At 70.5% G+C, this 17,053-nt stretch carries 23 protein-coding genes; 15 read left to right on the forward strand and 8 right to left on the reverse strand.

The features are described from left to right. Window positions 1-5: 5 nt before the first annotated feature. The 6 genes from LXT12_RS03110 to LXT12_RS03135 all read left to right on the forward strand — a co-directional run bounded on the left by LXT12_RS03110 (window position 6) and on the right by LXT12_RS03135 (window position 6,519). Window positions 6-881, forward strand: coding sequence for a hypothetical protein (locus tag LXT12_RS03110; protein ID WP_233389340.1), 876 nt, complete (start codon window positions 6-8; stop codon window positions 879-881). Further along, window positions 878-2,614, forward strand: coding sequence for a single-stranded-DNA-specific exonuclease RecJ (gene recJ, locus LXT12_RS03115; protein WP_233389341.1), 1,737 nt, complete (start codon window positions 878-880; stop codon window positions 2,612-2,614). Before LXT12_RS03110 ends, recJ begins: the two co-directional genes overlap by 4 nt. 96 nt (window positions 2,615-2,710) lie before the next feature. Next, window positions 2,711-4,531, forward strand: coding sequence for a bifunctional diguanylate cyclase/phosphodiesterase (locus LXT12_RS03120; RefSeq protein WP_233389343.1), 1,821 nt, complete (start codon window positions 2,711-2,713; stop codon window positions 4,529-4,531). Between the two features lie 62 nt (window positions 4,532-4,593). Beyond that, window positions 4,594-5,457, forward strand: coding sequence for a 3',5'-nucleoside bisphosphate phosphatase (locus LXT12_RS03125; protein ID WP_233389344.1), 864 nt, complete (start codon window positions 4,594-4,596; stop codon window positions 5,455-5,457). Window positions 5,458-5,467: 10 nt separating this feature from the next. Beyond that, window positions 5,468-6,103 carry an L-threonylcarbamoyladenylate synthase gene (locus LXT12_RS03130; RefSeq protein ID WP_233389346.1) on the forward strand — a complete coding sequence of 212 codons (636 nt, stop codon included), beginning with the start codon at window positions 5,468-5,470 and terminating at the stop codon, window positions 6,101-6,103. A 143-nt stretch (window positions 6,104-6,246) separates the two neighbouring features. Continuing rightward, window positions 6,247-6,519 carry a hypothetical protein gene (locus tag LXT12_RS03135; RefSeq protein ID WP_233389348.1) on the forward strand — a complete coding sequence of 91 codons (273 nt, stop codon included), beginning with the start codon at window positions 6,247-6,249 and terminating at the stop codon, window positions 6,517-6,519. Between the two features lie 103 nt (window positions 6,520-6,622). Here the strand turns inward: LXT12_RS03135 and LXT12_RS03140 are convergent, their stop codons facing one another. From LXT12_RS03140 to ybaK, 6 genes are all read right to left on the reverse strand, one after another. Continuing rightward, window positions 6,623-6,958 (reverse strand): glutaredoxin family protein, encoded by a 336-nt coding sequence (locus LXT12_RS03140; RefSeq protein WP_233389349.1) that lies wholly within the window; start codon window positions 6,956-6,958, stop codon window positions 6,623-6,625. 84 nt (window positions 6,959-7,042) lie between these two features. Beyond that, window positions 7,043-7,822: an oxygen-binding di-iron domain-containing protein gene (locus tag LXT12_RS03145; RefSeq protein ID WP_233389351.1), complete on the reverse strand. Its 780-nt coding sequence runs from the start codon at window positions 7,820-7,822 to the stop codon at window positions 7,043-7,045. A gap of 102 nt (window positions 7,823-7,924) precedes the next feature. After that, window positions 7,925-8,281, reverse strand: coding sequence for a RidA family protein (locus tag LXT12_RS03150; RefSeq protein WP_233389353.1), 357 nt, complete (start codon window positions 8,279-8,281; stop codon window positions 7,925-7,927). Further along, a complete protein-coding gene (gene plsY, locus LXT12_RS03155) occupies window positions 8,278-8,949 on the reverse strand; it encodes a glycerol-3-phosphate 1-O-acyltransferase PlsY (protein ID WP_233389355.1) in 672 nt (223 codons plus the stop codon). Before plsY ends, LXT12_RS03150 begins: the two co-directional genes overlap by 4 nt. 39 nt (window positions 8,950-8,988) lie before the next feature. Next, window positions 8,989-9,465, reverse strand: a complete 477-nt coding sequence (locus tag LXT12_RS03160) for an MgtC/SapB family protein (RefSeq protein WP_233389357.1) — start codon at window positions 9,463-9,465, stop codon at window positions 8,989-8,991. A gap of 29 nt (window positions 9,466-9,494) precedes the next feature. Next, on the reverse strand, window positions 9,495-9,983 hold the full coding sequence (ybaK, locus tag LXT12_RS03165) for a Cys-tRNA(Pro) deacylase (RefSeq protein ID WP_233389360.1): 489 nt from the start codon (window positions 9,981-9,983) through the stop codon (window positions 9,495-9,497). Window positions 9,984-10,072: 89 nt separating this feature from the next. Between ybaK and LXT12_RS03170 the strand changes: the two genes are divergently transcribed. The 4 genes from LXT12_RS03170 (at window position 10,073) to LXT12_RS03185 (ending at window position 12,411) form a co-directional block, all read left to right on the forward strand. Next, window positions 10,073-10,621, forward strand: coding sequence for a DUF2975 domain-containing protein (locus LXT12_RS03170; RefSeq protein ID WP_233389362.1), 549 nt, complete (start codon window positions 10,073-10,075; stop codon window positions 10,619-10,621). Window positions 10,622-10,795: 174 nt separating this feature from the next. After that, the gene (locus LXT12_RS03175) at window positions 10,796-11,023 is read left to right on the forward strand and encodes a helix-turn-helix domain-containing protein (protein ID WP_233389363.1); all 228 of its coding nucleotides are present in this window, start codon (window positions 10,796-10,798) and stop codon (window positions 11,021-11,023) included. A 10-nt stretch (window positions 11,024-11,033) separates the two neighbouring features. Then, complete coding sequence (locus LXT12_RS03180; RefSeq protein ID WP_233389365.1) at window positions 11,034-11,756, forward strand: hypothetical protein; 723 nt, start codon at window positions 11,034-11,036, stop codon at window positions 11,754-11,756. 10 nt (window positions 11,757-11,766) lie between these two features. Then, window positions 11,767-12,411 (forward strand): hypothetical protein, encoded by a 645-nt coding sequence (locus LXT12_RS03185; RefSeq protein ID WP_233389367.1) that lies wholly within the window; start codon window positions 11,767-11,769, stop codon window positions 12,409-12,411. Window positions 12,412-12,432: 21 nt separating this feature from the next. Here the strand turns inward: LXT12_RS03185 and LXT12_RS03190 are convergent, their stop codons facing one another. Beyond that, window positions 12,433-12,726: a hypothetical protein gene (locus tag LXT12_RS03190; RefSeq protein WP_233389370.1), complete on the reverse strand. Its 294-nt coding sequence runs from the start codon at window positions 12,724-12,726 to the stop codon at window positions 12,433-12,435. Between the two features lie 99 nt (window positions 12,727-12,825). Between LXT12_RS03190 and LXT12_RS03195 the strand changes: the two genes are divergently transcribed. After that, entirely contained in the window at window positions 12,826-13,458 is a 633-nt protein-coding gene (locus tag LXT12_RS03195) for a LysE family translocator (protein WP_233389372.1), read from the forward strand. A gap of 127 nt (window positions 13,459-13,585) precedes the next feature. Here the strand turns inward: LXT12_RS03195 and LXT12_RS03200 are convergent, their stop codons facing one another. After that, window positions 13,586-13,732 (reverse strand): hypothetical protein, encoded by a 147-nt coding sequence (locus LXT12_RS03200; protein WP_233389374.1) that lies wholly within the window; start codon window positions 13,730-13,732, stop codon window positions 13,586-13,588. Window positions 13,733-14,195: 463 nt separating this feature from the next. On the opposite strand from LXT12_RS03200, the gene tnpA reads away from it, so the two are divergent. The 4 genes from tnpA to LXT12_RS03220 are packed head-to-tail and all read left to right on the forward strand — an operon-like array spanning window position 14,196 to window position 17,023. Next, on the forward strand, window positions 14,196-14,561 hold the full coding sequence (gene tnpA / locus LXT12_RS03205) for an IS66-like element accessory protein TnpA (RefSeq protein WP_255763423.1): 366 nt from the start codon (window positions 14,196-14,198) through the stop codon (window positions 14,559-14,561). Next, window positions 14,558-14,893 (forward strand): IS66 family insertion sequence element accessory protein TnpB, encoded by a 336-nt coding sequence (tnpB, locus tag LXT12_RS03210; protein WP_233389376.1) that lies wholly within the window; start codon window positions 14,558-14,560, stop codon window positions 14,891-14,893. Before tnpA ends, tnpB begins: the two co-directional genes overlap by 4 nt. A gap of 55 nt (window positions 14,894-14,948) precedes the next feature. Continuing rightward, entirely contained in the window at window positions 14,949-16,538 is a 1,590-nt protein-coding gene (gene tnpC, locus LXT12_RS03215) for an IS66 family transposase (RefSeq protein ID WP_233389378.1), read from the forward strand. A 17-nt stretch (window positions 16,539-16,555) separates the two neighbouring features. Next, window positions 16,556-17,023 carry a DUF6714 family protein gene (locus tag LXT12_RS03220; RefSeq protein WP_233389380.1) on the forward strand — a complete coding sequence of 156 codons (468 nt, stop codon included), beginning with the start codon at window positions 16,556-16,558 and terminating at the stop codon, window positions 17,021-17,023. Window positions 17,024-17,053 lie beyond the last annotated feature (30 nt).

The following is a 17,053-nucleotide window of genomic DNA, read 5'->3' on the forward strand; positions in this document are numbered from 1 at the left end:
CATCCATGCACCTGATGATTCCCCATGCCAGCGCCCTCGACGAGGCCGCGCGGCATGCGCTGTCCAGCCTCGCCCTGCCCAACCTGGGCGCGCTGCTGGCCCGGCTCAGCCCCGCCGAAAGCTGGGGGGGCGACGCCTACTCCCCCCACCCGCCCCACCAGTTGGCCCTGGCCGGCCTGCGCGGCCAGGCCGAGCCCAGTGCCGCCGCCTGGAGCGTGGGCGCCGGCCCCGAGCTGAGCTGGGCGATGCTGACGCCGGTGCACCTGTCCGTGGGCACCGACGGCGTCGACGTGCTGCCGCCGGCCGCGCTCAACCTGTCCGAGTCCGACGCCGCCCGCTTCGCCGCGCTGCTGCGCGAACTCTGGCCCGAGGCCGAGGGCTGGCAGTGGCGGTTGCTGGACGCGACGCGCTGGGCCATCGGCCATGCCACGGCACTGGAAGGTTTGCACGCCGCCAGCATCGAGCGGGCCGCGGGCCGGCCCATCGAGCCCTGGCTGCCCGAGAGCCGCACGCTGCGCCGCTGGCAGAACGAGGCCCAGATGCTGCTGCACGGCCATGCCCTGAACGAGGAACGCGAGGCGCGCGGCGAGCCGGTGGTCAACTCGGTATGGATCGGCGACATCGGCCGCAGCGGCGGCGCCGACGCCGGCGTGACCGTCGACGCCCGGTTGACCGAGCCGCTGCTGGCCGGCGACCTGGCCGCCTGGGCGGAGGCCTGGCAGCGCCTGGATGCCGGCCCGCTGGCCCAGCCCCTGCAGAGCCTCACCCTCGCCGGCGAACGCTTCGCCCGCCGCTTCACCGCCCGGCCGCTGCCGCTGCTCGACAGGCTCAGGCGCCGCTGGCAGGGCACCGACGTGGCCGCCGTGCTGGAGTCGCTGTGAACGCGCCGCGGCTGATCGAACGCGACGTGCCGCCGCGCACCGCCTGGGCGCTGGAACAGGCGGGTATCGCCCCCCTGCTGGCGCGGCTGCTGGCCGCGCGCGGCGTGCGCGAGGCGGCCGAGCTGGACGAGAGCCTGGCCCAGCTGCTGCCGCCCGACGGCCTCAAGGGCCTGGTCGCGGCGGCGCGGCTGCTGGCCGACGCCCTGCAGGCGGGCCAACGCCTGGTCATCGTGGCCGACTACGACTGCGACGGGGCCACCGCCTGCGCCGTCATGCTGCGCGGCCTGCGCCAGCTGGGCTTCACGCCCGCGCAGCTGGGCTACGTGGTGCCCGACCGCGCGGTGCACGGCTACGGCCTCACGCCCACCATCGTCGACCTCGCCCTCGAACAGCAGCCCGCCCTGCTCGTGACCGTCGACAACGGCATCGCCAGCCTGGCCGGCGTGGCGCATGCCCGCGCCCATGGCCTCAAGGTGCTGGTGACCGACCACCACCTGCCCGCCCAACTGGGCGGTAACGTCGTCGTCCCCGAGGCCGACGCCATCGTCAACCCCAACCAGCCCGGCTGCGGCTTCGCGAGCAAGTCACTGGCGGGCGTGGGGGTGGCCTTTTACGTGCTGCTCGGGCTGCGCGCCGAGCTGCGCGCCCGCGGGGCACTGCCCGCGCCCGAGCCGCGCCTGGACGGCCTGCTCGACCTCGTCGCCCTGGGCACGGTGGCCGACGTCGTCAAGCTCGACGCCAACAACCGCCGCCTCGTCGCCCAGGGCCTCAGGCGCATGCGCGCCGGGCGCGCCCAGCCCGGCGTCATGGCCCTGTTCAGCGCCGCCAAGCGCGATGCCAGCAAGGCCCAGGGCTTCGACCTGGGCTTCGCCCTCGGCCCTCGCATCAATGCCGCCGGCCGCCTGGCCGACATGACCCTCGGCATCGAGACGCTCACGACCGACGACCCCGAGCGCGCCCTGGCCCTGGCCACCCAGCTCGACGCCATCAACCGCGAGCGCCGCGACATCGAGGCCGGCATGCGCGAGATGGCCGAGGCGCGGCTGGAGGCCCTGGTAGAGGCGCTGCAGGGCGCCCTGCCCCCGGCCGTGGCCCTCTTCGACGCGGACTTCCATGAAGGCGTCGTCGGCATCGTCGCCTCGCGCATCAAGGACCGCGTGCACCGCCCGACCTTCGTCTTCGCCCGCGGCGCCGACGGCCAGCTCAAGGGCTCGGGCCGCTCCATCCCGGGCTTCCACCTGCGCGACGCCCTCGACCTCGTCAGCAAGCGCGAGCCCGAGCTGCTCGCCCGGTTCGGCGGCCACGCCATGGCCGCGGGCGCGACGCTGGCCCTGCCCGACGCCGCCGGCGTGCACCGCTTCGCGCTGGCCTTCGCCCGCGTCGCCGAGGAGTGGCTGAACGAGCAGGACCTCACCCGCACCCTGCGCCACGACGGCACCCTGCCCGCCGAGGCGGCGACACCCGAGACGGCGCGGCTGCTGGACGCCCAGGTCTGGGGCCAGGGCTTCGAGCCGCCGGTGTTCTGCGACCGCTTCGAGCTGGTCTCGCAGCGCCTCGTCGGCGAAAAGCACCTGAAGCTGCGCCTGCGCCAGGGCGGCCGGCTGGTGGACGGCATCTGGTTCGGCCGCACCGAGATGCTGCCCGAGCGCGTGACCCTGGCCTACCGCCTGAGCCTGGACGAATGGCAGGGCCAGGCCCGGGTGCAATACGTCGTGGAGGCGGCGCAGCCGTGACGGAGTTGGCAGGCACGCCCGGCCTGCCGCGCCAAGTCACCTGACTGTCACGGGGGCTTCGAAGAATCCGCGCGGCCAGCCGACCCGGAGCCCTCCATGCGCGACCCCGCGCCCGATCCCCTTGCCGACGCCCTCGACCGCCTCATCGAGCAGCGCAGCTTCGACCTGCACTTCCAGCCCCTCGTCGCCATCGACCGCGCCGAGATCTACGGCTACGAGGCGCTGACGCGCGCGCCGGCCGACGGGCCCCTTCATTCGCCCCTGGTGCTGTTCGAGGCCGCCGCCCGGCTGGGCCGCCTCGTCGAGCTGGAACACCTCATCGTGCGGCGCGCCATCCAGCGCTTCAAGGCCCTGGGCCTGCCCGGTCAGCTCTTTCTCAACGTCACGGCCGACACCCTGCTCGGCGCCCGCGAGCATGCGGGCGAGCTCGCCGCCGAAATGGCGGCCCTCGGCCTGCCGACCTCGCGCGTCGTCATCGAGCTGACCGAGACCCGCCCCATCGAGGACCTGGCCCAGCTCGACGACGCCCTGCAAGCCCTGCGCGAGCGGGGCTTCCGCGTCGCGCTGGACGACCTCGGCGAGGGCTTCGCCTCGCTGCGCCGCTGGATGCAGATGCGGCCCGACTTCGTCAAGATCGACCGCCACTTCATCGACGGCATCGCGCAGGAGCCGCTGAAGCAGCAGTTCGTGCGCAGCATCGTCGAGATGGCCGCGACCAGCGGCTGCGAGGTGGTCGCCGAAGGCCTGGAGCAGGAGCCTGACCTCGAAGTGCTGCGGCGCCTGGGGCTGTCCATCTGCCAGGGCTATCTCTTCGCCCGGCCGAGCGCCACGCCGCGCGCCTCCCTCAGCGCCCAATGGAGCGGGCGGCTGGCGGCCGACGCCCAGCCGCGGCTGCTGCAGAACGACCTCGCCCTGCCCCTGGCCCAGGGCGCCGTCACCAGCGCGGCCCAGCTCGCCCGCCGCGGCCTCACCGTCACGCCGGCCACCAGCTGCCGCAGCGTCGTCGACCTCTTCCACCGCGACGACCAACTGCTCGCCATCCCCGTGCTGGACGACCAGCAGCGCCCCATCGGCGTGCTGCGCTCGCTGCACGTTCTCAAGCGCAGCACCGAGCGCTATTTCATGGACATCTTCGACAAGCGCAGCTGCGTCGAGCTGATGGACGCCCACCCGCTGGTGTTCGACGTGGCCACGCCGCTGCGGGCCATGAGCGACGCGCTGTCCAACCTCGACGAGCGCCTGCTCATCGACGGCTTCATCGTCACCCGCGACGGTGCCTATTTCGGCTCCGGCCGCAGCTCGGACCTGCTCAAGGCGGTGTCGGACCTGCAGGTGCACGCCGCCCGCTACGCCAACCCGCTGACGCTGCTGCCGGGCAACGTGCCCATCGACCACCACCTGGACCGCCTCATCGAGGCGGGCGACACCTTCGCGGCCGTGGTGTGGGACATCGACCACTTCAAGCCCTTCAACGACGTCTACGGCTATCGCGTCGGCGACGACATCATCCGCCTCGCGGCGCGCGTGCTGACGCAGGCGGCCGACCCGCAGCTGGACTTCGTCGGCCACATCGGCGGCGACGACTTCGTCATGGCTCTCGCCAGCGCCGACTGGGAGGCGCGCCTGGCCCGCATCTGCGAGGCCTTCGACGCCGGCGTGCGCAGCTTCTTCTCGCCCGAGCACCTGGCGGCCGGCGGCTACATCACCCTGAACCGGCAGAACCAGCCCAGCTTCCATCCCCTGCCCACCATCTCGGCCGGCGCCGTGCTGCACCTGCCGGGTCATTTCGAGAACGCCCGCGCGCTCAGCGCCGCCCTGGCCGAGCCCAAGCGCGTGGCCAAGGGCCGGGCCGGCGGCAGCCGCTACTTCGTCGACCGCCGCCAGCCCCAGCCCCAGCGCGCCCAGCTCGCGGCCTGATCCGACACCATCCCCAGCACCTCACGCCATCGTGGGCTCGGACCGCCTGCGACAATGAGGGCGTGAACCTCGATGCCTCGCTCAATGCCGACCTGCACTGCCACTCGGTGGTCTCCGACGGCACGCTGACGCCCGAGGCCCTGGCCGAGCGCGCCAAGGCCGGCGGCGTCGACCTCTGGTCGCTGACCGACCACGACGAGATCGGCGGCCAGGCCCGGGCCCTGGCCGCGGCCCGCGCCGCAGGCCTGCCCTACCTCACGGGCACCGAAATCTCCGTCAGCTTCGCCGGCCGGGTCGTGCACATCGTCGGCCTGGGCTTCGACCACGGCGCCGAGGAGATGGCCGAGGGCCTGCGCGCCACGCGCGGCGGGCGCGAGGCCCGCGCCCGGGAGATGGCGGCCGGCCTCGCCGAGGTGGGCATCCCCGGCGCTTTCGAGGGCGCACTGAAATACGTCGGCAACCCGGAACTGATCTCGCGCACCCATTTCGCCCGCTTCCTCGTGGACGCCGGCCACTGCACGGACGTGCCCGAGGTCTTCCGCCGCTTCCTGACCGAAGGCAAGCCGGGCTTCGTGCCGCACAAGTGGGCCGCCCTCAAGGACGCGGTCGGCTGGATCACCCGCGCCGGCGGCATTGCCGTCATCGCCCACCCCGGCCGCTACGACTTCACGCCGACCGAGGAGTACGCCCTGATCACCGAGTTCATCGGCCACGGCGGCCGGGGCATCGAGGTCGTCACCGGCAGCCACACGGTCGCCGAGTACGCGAAGTACGCCGACACGGCGGTCGAGTTCGGCCTCCTCGCCTCGCGCGGTTCGGACTTCCACAGCCCCGACGAAAGCCGGGTGGACCTGGGAACGCTGCAGCCCCTGCCCGGCAAGCTGACGCCCGTCTGGGCCGAGCTGGCCGACCGTATCCACCGCTGACCCGCCCGCCATGGCCCAGCTTTTCGAAGTCCACCCCGACAACCCCCAGCTCCGATTCCTGCGCCAATGCGCCCAGATGCTGCAGGCCGGCGGCCTCGGCGCCATCCCGACGGATTCCAGCTACGCCTTCGTCTGCCACCTCAACGACAAGGCCGCCGCCGAGGCGCTGCGCCGGGTGCGCGGCGTCGACGAGAAGCACCACCTGACGCTGCTGTGCCGCGACCTGTCGGAGCTGGCCACCTACGCCATGGTCGACAACCGCCAGTACCGGTTGCTCAAGCTCGCCACGCCCGGCCCCTACACCTTCATCCTGCCGGCGACCAAGGAAGTGCCGCGGCGCCTGTCCCACCCCAGCCGCCGCACCATCGGCCTGCGGGTGCCCGACCACCGCGTGACGCAAGACCTGCTGGCCCTGTTCGGCGAGCCGCTGCTGTCGACCACCCTCATCCCGCCCGGCGAAGGCGAGCCCATGAACGACGCCGCCGACGTCTGCGCCCGGCTGGACCGGCAGCTGCAGTTCGTGCTGGATGCCGGCGCCTGCCCGGCCCAGCCCACCACCGTGCTGGACCTCAGCCAGGGCGGGGAGCCCGTGCTGGTGCGCCAGGGCCGGGGCGATCTCGCCCGGCTGGGTTTGCAGCTCGACTGAGCCGCCCATCCCGCCTTCCTGCAGTTCATCCAGCGCCGCTGGCGCTTGATCGCAGGCGCCTGGAAGGCCGCAGTCTCATTGCCGAAACTGACTCCATCGATACAGCAATACCGCTGTTCGACACCCACCGAACGGAGTCCATCATGAGCCTGCAAACCACCCTCTTCGCCGCCATCGTCCTGGCCCTGTCCACCGCCGCCCAGGCCGCCCCGCAAGCCACCATCAAGCTCGAGCGCGTCGTCGTCACCGGCAAGGCCGTGCGCGAAGTCGCCCAGCTCCCGCGCGTCGTCGTGACCGGCTATGCTCAGCGCGACGTGGCCCAGCTGCCGCGTGTCGTCGTCACCGGCTACAGCGAAGGCACGCTGCTGCGCAACACCACCCTGGCCGCCGCCAAGAGCCCGGCCAAGCGCGGCTGAAGCGGACGTGCACCGATGCGAATGACGCCCACTTCCACCACCGCCGAGCCGAGTCGCCAGCGCTGCTGAGCAGCGTTGCCGACTCGGCTTGGCCTCGTGCCTGTCACTTCAGGATCTCGCGCAGCCGCGCGCGGTCGAAGCCGATGACGCGCTGGCCGCGCACCAGCAGCGTCGGCGTGCCCGCCGCGCCCAGGGCCTGGTAGTCGGCCAGGCATTGCGCGTCGCGTTCGATGAAGCACTCGCTGAAGGGCACGCCCTGCTCCGTCATCCACCGCCGCGCCGCCAGGCAATAGGGGCAGGTCTCGGACGACAGCATGCGGATGTCGCCCGGCCGCGCATGCTGCGCGAGCCAGGTGCCGTCCTCGGCCCGCACATGGCCGCGCCAGGCCCAGGAGGCCAGGGCCACGACGGCGACGAGGACGAGCAGCGAGCGGGGCATGCGGGCATCGTAGGACTTCGACATCCGCGCAGCCGATCAGGGGCCCCGCCGGCGGCACGGGCGTCTCGCCGTGACGGCCTTCGCTCAGGCCGGCAGGCGGTAGTTCTGCGACCCGAAGAGGTCGATGCCGCACTCCAGTTGCTCCACCCAGTTGATGAATTCGCCCACGGCGGCGCCGGCCATGGGGGAGCCGTGCTGGGGCACGATCATCTTGATGTCCAGCTGCCTCACCATGGCCGCCCACAGCCTCAGCACCTTGTTGCTGACCATGTAGCGGCGGTGGAAGCCTTCCATGTACTGGAGGTGGCCGGCCAGGGACTTGACGACGTGCTCCGGGTTGAGGCCGGTGCCCAGCGAGGCGCCGAGGTCGCCGGAGAAGAGGATGCGGCTGACCGGGTCGTAGAACTGGAAATTGCCCTCCGCGTGGAGGAAGTGCGCCGGCACTGCCCACAGCTCGAAGCGGTCGTCGCCCGTGCCCAGGCGCAGGCGCTCACCGGCGTCGGGCAGGCCGACGACGCGCCCGACGGTCTTGCCGGGCTTGCAGAAGTGGGGGGCGAAGCGCTCCCACAGCCGCGAGATGTAGACGGGCGCATCGGTGGCCGTCATCCAGCGGTCCAGCGAGGCGATGATGTCGGGGTCGGCATGCGAGGCCAGGATGGCCGACAGTTTGTGCGGCGGGAAGAACGCCGACATGCCGAGGTAGAGCTCGTTGTAGGCGGTGTTGCCGCCCGGGTCCAGGATGGCGCCGGTGCCGCCGTTGACCAGCAGGAACTGGTTGGACTGCACCGCGTCGCCGCCCTCGTCTCCCAGGCGGGCGAACATGACGCAGACATGCCGCCCCTGGCGGAACAACTCGATGGACATCAACCGGCTCCAGTGTGGACTGAGTCGGCAGGCTAACGGTTGGACGCCCCGCAGGGCTTGTGGAAGATCAAGGGCCGGCGAACCAGGCCGGCCCCGGCGTGGTCAAACCGCCGCGGTGATGACGATCTCGACCTTCCACTCCGGGCGGGCCAGCCCGGCGATGACGGTGGCGCGGGTGGGCGCGTGACCCGCCGGCACCCAGGCGTCCCAGGCGGCGTTCATGCCGGGGAAGTCGGCCCGGTCGGCCAGGAAGATCTGGGCGCGCAGGATGCGGCTCTTGTCGGTGCCGGCGCGCTCCAGCAGCCGGTCGATGGCGGTCAGCACCTGGGCCGTCTGGCCGGTGATGTCGGCGCTGGCGTCCTCGGCCACCTGGCCGGCCAGGTAGGCCACGCCGTTGTGCACCGCCATCTCGGAGAGGCGGGCGCCGATGTCGAAGCGTTGGATCTCTTGCTTGCTCATGTCTTTTTCCTGGCCTTGGTGGCGTGGTGGGGTTTCGAAACGGGGGAGGCGGCGCTGCCGGCCTTGTGGCCGAGCTTGCTCTCGGTGCCGGCCAGCAGCTTCTTGATGTTGGCCTGGTGGCGCCACACCAGCAGCAGGCCCATGATGATGAGGGTCAGGGCGGTGGGGCCGGCTTCCCAGATGAGCAACTGATAGATCGGCGCGAACGCAGCCGACACGATGGCCGCCAGCGACGAATAGCGGCTGAAGGCCGCGATGATGACCCACGTGGCCAGCGTGGCCACGCCCAGCCAGGGGTTGAGGGCGAAGATGACGCCGGCCGCCGTGGCCACGCCCTTGCCGCCCTGGAAGCGGAAGAACACCGGCCAGAGATGGCCGAGGAAGGCCGCCAGGCCGACCAGGGCGGCCGTGCCTTCTTCCAGGCCATGGGGCGGGCCCCAGACGAGCACCGCCAGCACGGGCAGGTAGCCCTTGAGGGCGTCGAAGACCAGGGTCAGGATGGCCGCGGCCTTGTTGCCCGAACGCAGCACGTTGGTGGCGCCCGGGTTGCCTGAGCCGTAGGAGCGCGGGTCGGACAGGCCCATGGCGCGGCTGACGATGACGGCGAAGGACAGCGAGCCGATCAGGTAGCCCGCGAGGGCCGCAAGCAGGGAGAGAGCGGTTTGCATGGGGCGGCATTGTCGTGCAGCCCGGCGGCATATCGCCGCTCAGTCGGCGCCCTTGCGGCGGGCCAGCTTGGGCAGCACGGCGAGCACCGCCAGCGCCAGGGCCGTGCTCAGCAGGGCCGTGCTCTCGCGGCCCAGCCCGCAGGCCACCCCGATGGCGGCCGTCATCCAGATGCCGGCGGCAGTGGTCAGGCCCTCGACGTGCTCCTCGGACTTGTGCTTGACGATGGCGCCCGCGCCCAGAAAGCCCAGGCCGGTCACGATGCCCTGTATGACCCGGCTCAGGTCGGCCGACACCATGCCGTCGAGTTGCGGCACCAGCACGAACAGGGCCGCACCCATGGCCACCAGCATGTGGGTGCGCAGGCCGGCGGCCTTTCCCTGGCGCTCGCGTTCGTAGCCGAGCAGCCCGCCGAGCAGGGCGGCCAGCAGCAGCCGCGTCATGATCCGCGTGAGCCGCTCGGCATCGGGCGCGTCGGAGAACTCGGACTTCAGGGTCTCGACCACGGTGTTCCACATGGCCGCGCGCGGGCAAGCCGCATACCCGTTCAGTTCGCGCAGTTCACCGGCCTTGCGCCCAGCAGCTCGGTCAGCACCCGCGGCTCGATGCCGACGAGGTAGCCGCGGCGCCCGCCGTTGATGCAGATGCCGGGCAGCTCCAGGATGCTGGCCTCCACGAACACCGGCATGGCCTTGCGCGTGCCGAAGGGCGAGGTGCCGCCCACCTGGTAGCCGCTGTGGCGCTGGGCCACCTCGGGCTTGCAGGGCTCGACCTTCTTGCACGGGATCTGGCGTGCCAGCTCCTTGAGGCTGACCGTGCGGTCGCCGTGCATCAGCACGATCAGCGGCTCGGCCTTTTCATCCTGCATCACCAGGGTCTTGACGACGGCATGCTCGTCCACGCCGAGCTGGCGGGAGGACTCCTCCGTGCCGCCGTGCTCCACGTAGTCGTAGACGTGCTCGGTGAAGGCCACGCCGGCGCGCTTGAGCACCTGGGTGGCCGGGGTTTCGCTGACATGGGCGGTCTTCTTGCTCATGGGGTGCATTTTCACGGCGACGAAGATTCTGTACTGCGACAACGAATTATTGTTTTACAGTAAGTTTTTTCCGTTTCGCTCAGGATGCCATGCCCGACTCCTTTTCCGCCGACGGCCTCAGGCGCATCCGCCGCCTGGCCTGGATCGTGCGGCTGCTGTGCCTGATCGGCGTCGTCGTCATCGGCACCCTGCCCTTCATCTTCTGGGCCCAGCCGGACTGGGTGGCCGAGGTGGCAGCCAAGACCTGGGGCCTCACCACCATGCAGCTGGACCTCGGCGCGCGGCTGTGGGGCCTGGCGGCCCTGATGCTGCCCACGTCGGTGAGCGTCTTCGCGCTGTGGCAGATGTGGTCGCTGTTCGGCTGCTTCGCCCAGGGCGAGCTGCTGGCGCGCCGCCCGGCCCAGCACCTACGCCGCCTCGGGTTGAGCCTGTGCATCCTGGCCGCCGCGCAGCCGCTGGGCCACACCCTGGGCATCCTGGCGCTGACCTTCGGCAACCCCAAGGGGCAGCGCCAGTTGGCCTTCAGCCTCTCGTCGGACCACTACCTCGCCCTGCTCTTCGGCCTGCTGCTGCTGGCCCTGGCCCTCGTGCTGGGCGAGGCCGCCCGCGTGGCCGACGAGAACGCGGAGTTTGTGTGAGCCCCTCGTCCAGTCGCGCCGCGCTGAACGCGGGCACGCCTGGCCGGTCCCCCGCGGGGACGGCGATGCTTGCGGCATTGAGCCGCAAGCACATCGCCATGACGGGCCGGCTTGGGAGCGGCCCGGCGCTCGGCCCGAATACGTCCACTAGATGCGAGAGAGGGTGTCGCTGACATGCCCATCGTCGTGACCCTGGACGTCATGCTCGCGCGCCGCAAGATGCGCTCGCGCGAGCTGGCCGAGCGCGTGGGCATCACCGAGGCCAACCTGTCGCTGCTCAAGAGCGGCAAGGTGCGCGGCGTGCGCTTCGACACCCTCGCCCGCATCTGCGAAGTCCTGCAATGCCAGCCCGGCGAACTGCTCGCCTGGGAGCCCGGCCCCGAACCTCCCCAAGACCCCTGACCACCCCTCCATGCGACGCCTGACCTGTTCCCTGGCGCTGTGCGCCACGCTGGCCGCCCACGCCCAGACCGAAGTCCTGCCCCCGGTGAAGACCGAGCTCAAGCGCGACGGCAGCATGCTGGCCTATGGCCAGATCAACAGCCTGCTGACCCGGCTGGGGCGCCACGGCGAAGGCCTGTTCCGCATGGACTTCAAGGTGGACGCCGAGAAGACCAAGGTGCCCGTCGCCAGCGTGCGAATGGCCGTGCGCAGCGACGAGGCCGACCACCCCATCGCCATCGACGCGCAAGGCCGCTTCGACCTGCCCGTGCTGCCCGAGGCCGAGGGCAAGACCGCCGACCTCGCCACCAACGTGCCCAAGGGCCAGCTCGCGGTGAACGGCACGCTGGAGCTGACCGTCAAGCCCGAGCAGCTCGACATGGCCAAGGTGCGGCAGATCATCCGCGTCGCCCGCACGCTGCGCGAGGAGCTGCTGCCCTGGTATCTGCGCTGGCTCTTCCCGCGCATCCAGGCGGTGCGGGTCTGCAGCGCCACGCCCACCTGGGAACTCGAATGGCGCGAGAACGGCCAGCTGCTCGGCCTGCCCCTGCCCGAGGCCGTCGGCGAGCGCGACCCCGAGGCGAAGAAGGGCGAGAAGGGCCGCCCCTGCACGCTGCTGACCGGCCAGGAGAGCTGGCCCGATGCGGCCCGCCTCGTGGCGCCGCCGGACACCAAGCTCGGCGTCAAGCTCTAGGCTCCAGGCCATGGACCACCGCTGGATCGCGCGCGCCCTCGTCGCGGCCCTGCATCTGGCGCTGCTGGCGGCCCTGTGGCAGCACCGGCCACCGCCGCTCGACGAACCGACGTCGCGGCGCATCACCACCGTGCGCCTCATCGCCCCACCGCGGCCGGCGCCTCGGCCCACACCCGCCGCGCCGGCCACCCTGCCGCGCACCGAGCTGCCGGCCCCGTCGCCCCTCCCTCCGCTGCCGTTCACGACCGAGCCGCCCACCGCGGCCTCGCCGCCGCCACCTCTGCCAGCACCCGCCACCCCTGCGGCCGAACCGCCGCGCATGAGCCTGCGCCTGACCCTGCCGCCCGGCTATGCCGCCTCGGCCGCCGCCGCGCGCAACCCGGCGCTCAGCGACCCGCGCGCCAACACGCCGCGGCCCACGCTCGAAGACCGCATCGCCGACGCCACCGGCGGTGCCGGCGCCTGGGTGGAGGAAAGCACCGGCGAATACCACTCCCAGGCGGTCGGCGCCCAGGGCGACCGCCGCACGGTGCTGCGCCGCGGCAATACCTGCATCGAGGTCTTCCGATCGCGCATCGCCGACACGGACGCCTTCAACGGCAGCGTCGCGCCGCGGACCATGGCCATGGTCGGCAAGCCCTACGAGTGCAAGTGAACGGCAGCTCGCTCCGCCCGGTCAGGGCGCGCCGCCCGACGCCGCGGACGCCGCCGAGGCGGCGCGACCGTCTCCGGCGGTCGGCGGCACGCTGCCGCCATGGGTGGCGCCGCCGTCCTGGTTGGGCGTGACCGCGCCGATGGCGGGCGGCGCCTGGGGATGGTCGGAGGCGCCGCGCAGGTCGCTGCTTGGCGTAACGCTCGGCGTGGGCTCGGCCGGCGGCACGGTCGGCGTGGGCACCTCCTTGCGGCAGGCCGCCAGCAGCACGAGGCCGGCCAGCGGCAGGGACAGGGCGGCGAAATGGGCAGGCGGCATGGCGGTCTCCACGGTGAGGATGGCTCACCGGGGCAAGCCGCATGCCAGGCGACGGATTGCTTAGACTCCACGCCGCCCCTTCATCCGACGCGCCCCACCATGCCCTTGTCGACCTGGCTGCTCTTCTGCAGCGTCGCCCTGCTCGCCACCTTCTCGCCGGGCCCCGGGGTGCTGCTGGCCATCTCCAACTCGGTGGCCGTCGGTCCCCGCCACACGGTCTTCAGCTCGCTGGGCAACGGCGTCGGCCTCTTCATCGTCTCGGGCGCGGCAACCGCCGGCATGGGCGCCCTGCTGGCGGTCTCGGCGTCGGCCTTCCTGGCGGTGAAGCTGGTCGGCGCCGGCTATCTCGTCTACCTCGGCATCCGGCAGTGGCGCAGTGCCCCGATGAGGCTGGACGCCACCGTGCGCCCTGGCCAGCCGCACACGCCGGGCAAGCTCTTCCTGCAAGGCCTAGGCGTGGCGGTGACCAACCCCAAGGCCATCCTGTTCTTCACGGCGCTGTTCCCGCAGTTCCTGACGCCGGGCCCCGGCCTGCTGACGCAGACGCTGCTGCTCACCGCCACCTTCACCGCCCTGGCCCTGGTCTCGCACGCCTGCTACGTGGGCCTCTTCCGCAGCCTGCGCCGCGTGCTGACGGCGCCGCGCCACCTACGCCTGTTCAACCGCGTCTCGGGCGGCCTTTTCGTGCTGCTGGGGTTGAGCCTGTTGAAGTTGAGGAACAGGGCGCCTTGAGGTGGTTTGCCGTTCGAAGGGGTACGGCGCACGGAGCGCTGGCCGCATTTTGTGAAGCTGCGGCTGCAATAGGCTGGAAGCGGAAGTTCACCAAGGGCTGCTCCCGGCATGCGCAGTCCGCCGACTCTTAGCAGAATCGACCATTGACCAGTTGCTGACGACGCCCCTGCTTCTTGTTCGACCACAGCACCCGCCCCTTGGCGGCCGGATTACCGGGCCAGAGCTGCGCGAGCTTCGCAAGACTACCGGCCAGAACCAGTACCACGGCGCCCATATTCAGCGTGCCCAGCCCAAGTCTCGAAGTAAGAAAGCCAACGCATCTAACGCAAAGCCACCATCAGCTTCAGTCACCTGAAGGGTGCCCAGTCGCAGCTGTTCATTCGGCTTACCCCTCGGATGCAACAGCCGAATGATGTCGGCGGCGCTACGTCGAAGCGTTGATTCTGGCGGCATCTTGGCGATGACCTGTCCAAGGTCCTGTATTCGCCGGTGGAGCCAAGGATGCCCCATCTCACGGAGGCGGATGTGATCGGAGACATCACAGTTCGCTACGTCTAAGAACGGGAGCTGAACGCATTGATCCGAGGTCCATAGCGTTCCTGCCGCCTGAAGCCGCCGGCGGTCGGGTATGCGCGTGCTGAACGTTGAACGTAAGCGTCCTGGCAAGTCATGTTGATCCGCTGAGCCGTGCCTAGGATGCTCGTATCCATCAACGACTTGATGGGTACGTACGCACTATGGACCAAGCAGCGCCAGGCCGCCGGCGGCGAGTTCACAGCGCCGAGTTCAAGGCGCAGGCCGTGCAGGCCTCGCAGCAGCCAGGCGTATCAATGGCAGCTGTGGCAATGGCTCACGGCATCAACGCCAACCTGCTGCGGCGTTGGGTCCATGAACGGGTGCAGCCGCCTGCCGACACGGAGACTGTCAGCGCTAATCCCGTTGGCTTCATCGCGCTGCCGATGCCGACGCCGGCCGAGCCGCCTGCGCCGAGCGCAGAGCCCATCCGCATTGAGGTCCGCCGCGGCTCGACCGTCATCGCGGTGACCTGGCCAGCAAGCGCTGCCGATGCGTGCGCGGCCTGGATGCGCGAGCTGCTGCGTTGATCCGCATAGACGCCGTGTGGCTCGCCACGACGCCACTGGACATGCGCGCCGGAACCGAGACCGCCCTGGCCCGCGTGGTCCAGGTGTTCGGCGGCGCGAAGCCGCACCATGCCTACCTCTTTGCCAACCGGCGCGCCACGCGCATGAAGGTTCTCGTGCATGACGGCATCGGTGTGTGGCTGGCGGCGAGGCGCCTGCACCAGGGCCGCTTCGTGTGGCCTCGCGATGTCTCGCTGGAGCAGATGTCGCTGACGCAGCCGCAGCTGCACGCCCTGGTGCTCGGGCTGCCATGGCAGCGCGTGGAAGACGACGGCGCGATCCGGTTGCTATGACGCAATCGGTGCTCGCGCCGATGCGCGCGGCCCGCGCTCGCACCACACTGCCGTCATGGCAGTCGCCGCGCCCCTCAGTGCCGAAGACATCGCCTCGCTGGAGGCGGCGGGGCTCGGGCACATTGGCGCCAAGGTGCTTGCACTCCTGCAGCGGCAGTCGCACGACCAAACCGAGATCGAGTGGCGCGACGCCAAGATCGAGAAGCTAACCTTCGAGATGGCGCAGCTGCGCCGCGTGAAGTTCGGCAAGAAGAGCGAGCAGCTCGACGCTGAGCAGAGGACCCTGTTCGACGAGGCCGTGGATGCCGACCTCGCTGCCTTGGAGGCACAGCTGGCCGAGCTGATGGCCGCCAAGCGCAAGGACACCGAGCCCACGCCCGAGCGGCCGAAGCGTGCCGCGTTACCCGCACATTTGCCGCGCGTGGAGCGGCATCACGAACCGAGCGACACGACGTGTCCCTGCGGCTGCCAGATGACACGGATCGGCGAGGACGTCAGCGAGAAGCTGGACTACACGCCAGGCAGCTTCACGGTAGAGCGCCATGTGCGCGGCAAGTGGGCTTGCGCGAAGTGCCGCACGTTGACCCAGGCACCGGTGCCGGCAGAGATCATCGACAAGGGCTTGCCCACCTCGGGCCTGCTCGCTCATGTGCTGGTCGCCAAGCACTCGGACCACCTGCCGCTCTATCGCCAAGAAGCGATCTTCGAGCGCGCCGGCCTGGCCATCCCGCGCTCGACACTGGCGGCCTGGGTGGGCGTGTGCGGTGTACGGCTGCAGCCGCTGGTAGACGCAATGAAGGCCGACCTGCTGCGCCTGCCGGTGCTGCACGCCGACGAGACGCCGGTGGCCATGCTGGCGCCCGGCACCGGCAAGACCCATCGCGCCTATCTCTGGGCCTACGCCAGCGGCGCCTTCGAGACGATGCGCGCGGTTGTCTACGACTTCACCGAGAGCCGCTCCGGCCAGCATCCACGGACCTTCCTTGGTCATGGCACGGAGTGCGCCTGGAAGGGCAGCCTCGTGTGCGACGACTACTCGGGCTACAAGGCGCTGTTCCTCGACGGCGGCATCACCGAGGTGGGCTGCATGGCCCACGCGCGCCGCAAGTTCGTGGAGCTGCACTTGGCCAACAAGAGCACGCTGGCGGCCACCGCCATCGAGTTCATCGGGCAGCTCTACGGCATAGAGCGGGAAGTGAAGGACCTGCCAGCCGAGGATCGCTTGCGAGAACGACGAACTCGCGCGGCGCCGGTCGCGCAGGCGCTGCACGAGTGGTTGCTGGAGTTCCGGCCGAAGGTGCCGGATGGCTCGGCGACCGCCAAGGCCATGGACTACAGCCTCAATCGCTGGGCCGCGCTCACGCGTTACCTCGGCGACCCCGCCTTGCCCATCGACAACAATTTCGACGAGCAGCAGATCAGGCCCTGGGCCACAGGCCGGAAGAACTGGCTCTTCGCTGGGACGCTCCTCGCTGGACAGCGCGCTGCGGCCATCATGAGCCTCATCCAAACCGCGAAGTTGAACGGGCATGACCCCTACGCTTACCTGCACGATGTGCTGACGCGGCTACCGACTCAGAAGAACAAGGACCTCGACGGCCTACTTCCTCATCGGTGGAAACCCAACACAATTGAGGCTGGGTAGGCAGCGCAAGACATCTGATGGACCAACTGGAAGAACTCATCGCTTCGACGTTCGCCGCGTTCAAAGCCGAGGCGATGTCCACGCCACCGATGAGCCTGCGCGCAGGCGATGCGGTTGACGACTACACCGACCAGCCCTCCTACTCGGCGCAAGCGGATGCAATCACCGATGACTACTTGCGCGAGTTCCGTTGGGGCCTCCCTCACCTGGACAGCGCCTCTTGGCGTCACTACCTGCCCCATTTGCTCGCACATGCCGCTAAGCATCACGCCCTTGGCAGTGATGTGACCGACGCCCTCATCCAGAACCTACGGCCACCAGATCGCGGCCAGCTCTCATCGCTGAGCGCCGATCAGCAGCAGGTGGTCATCAAGGTTCTTGACCTCATCGCGTTCTGCGAAACATCGCCGCACTCGCAAGCAGCCCAGACCGCACTTGAGGAATGGTGGGCGCCTGGCGCCTTGTACCGTCCGGCGTCAATCTGACTTCGCGGGACGCATACCGTTGAACGACGG

Source organism: Pelomonas caseinilytica, assembly GCF_021353235.1.
Taxonomy (GTDB): Bacteria; Pseudomonadota; Gammaproteobacteria; order Burkholderiales; family Burkholderiaceae_C; genus Pelomonas; species Pelomonas caseinilytica.

Coding starts and splice junctions, on each gene's coding strand:
- LXT12_RS03110 (WP_233389340.1), top strand. CDS start 6: ATGCACCTGATGATTCCCCATGCCAGCGCCCTCGACGAGGCCGCGCGG.
- LXT12_RS03120 (WP_233389343.1), top strand. CDS start 2,711: ATGCGCGACCCCGCGCCCGATCCCCTTGCCGACGCCCTCGACCGCCTC.
- LXT12_RS03130 (WP_233389346.1), top strand. CDS start 5,468: ATGGCCCAGCTTTTCGAAGTCCACCCCGACAACCCCCAGCTCCGATTC.
- LXT12_RS03135 (WP_233389348.1), top strand. CDS start 6,247: ATGAGCCTGCAAACCACCCTCTTCGCCGCCATCGTCCTGGCCCTGTCC.
- LXT12_RS03140 (WP_233389349.1), bottom strand. CDS start 6,958: ATGCCCCGCTCGCTGCTCGTCCTCGTCGCCGTCGTGGCCCTGGCCTCC.
- LXT12_RS03145 (WP_233389351.1), bottom strand. CDS start 7,822: ATGTCCATCGAGTTGTTCCGCCAGGGGCGGCATGTCTGCGTCATGTTC.
- LXT12_RS03150 (WP_233389353.1), bottom strand. CDS start 8,281: ATGAGCAAGCAAGAGATCCAACGCTTCGACATCGGCGCCCGCCTCTCC.
- plsY (WP_233389355.1), bottom strand. CDS start 8,949: ATGCAAACCGCTCTCTCCCTGCTTGCGGCCCTCGCGGGCTACCTGATC.
- LXT12_RS03160 (WP_233389357.1), bottom strand. CDS start 9,465: ATGTGGAACACCGTGGTCGAGACCCTGAAGTCCGAGTTCTCCGACGCG.
- ybaK (WP_233389360.1), bottom strand. CDS start 9,983: ATGAGCAAGAAGACCGCCCATGTCAGCGAAACCCCGGCCACCCAGGTG.
- LXT12_RS03170 (WP_233389362.1), top strand. CDS start 10,073: ATGCCCGACTCCTTTTCCGCCGACGGCCTCAGGCGCATCCGCCGCCTG.
- LXT12_RS03175 (WP_233389363.1), top strand. CDS start 10,796: ATGCCCATCGTCGTGACCCTGGACGTCATGCTCGCGCGCCGCAAGATG.
- LXT12_RS03180 (WP_233389365.1), top strand. CDS start 11,034: ATGCGACGCCTGACCTGTTCCCTGGCGCTGTGCGCCACGCTGGCCGCC.
- LXT12_RS03185 (WP_233389367.1), top strand. CDS start 11,767: ATGGACCACCGCTGGATCGCGCGCGCCCTCGTCGCGGCCCTGCATCTG.
- LXT12_RS03190 (WP_233389370.1), bottom strand. CDS start 12,726: ATGCCGCCTGCCCATTTCGCCGCCCTGTCCCTGCCGCTGGCCGGCCTC.
- LXT12_RS03195 (WP_233389372.1), top strand. CDS start 12,826: ATGCCCTTGTCGACCTGGCTGCTCTTCTGCAGCGTCGCCCTGCTCGCC.
- LXT12_RS03200 (WP_233389374.1), bottom strand. CDS start 13,732: ATGGGCGCCGTGGTACTGGTTCTGGCCGGTAGTCTTGCGAAGCTCGCG.
- tnpA (WP_255763423.1), top strand. CDS start 14,196: ATGGACCAAGCAGCGCCAGGCCGCCGGCGGCGAGTTCACAGCGCCGAG.
- tnpC (WP_233389378.1), top strand. CDS start 14,949: ATGGCAGTCGCCGCGCCCCTCAGTGCCGAAGACATCGCCTCGCTGGAG.
- LXT12_RS03220 (WP_233389380.1), top strand. CDS start 16,556: ATGGACCAACTGGAAGAACTCATCGCTTCGACGTTCGCCGCGTTCAAA.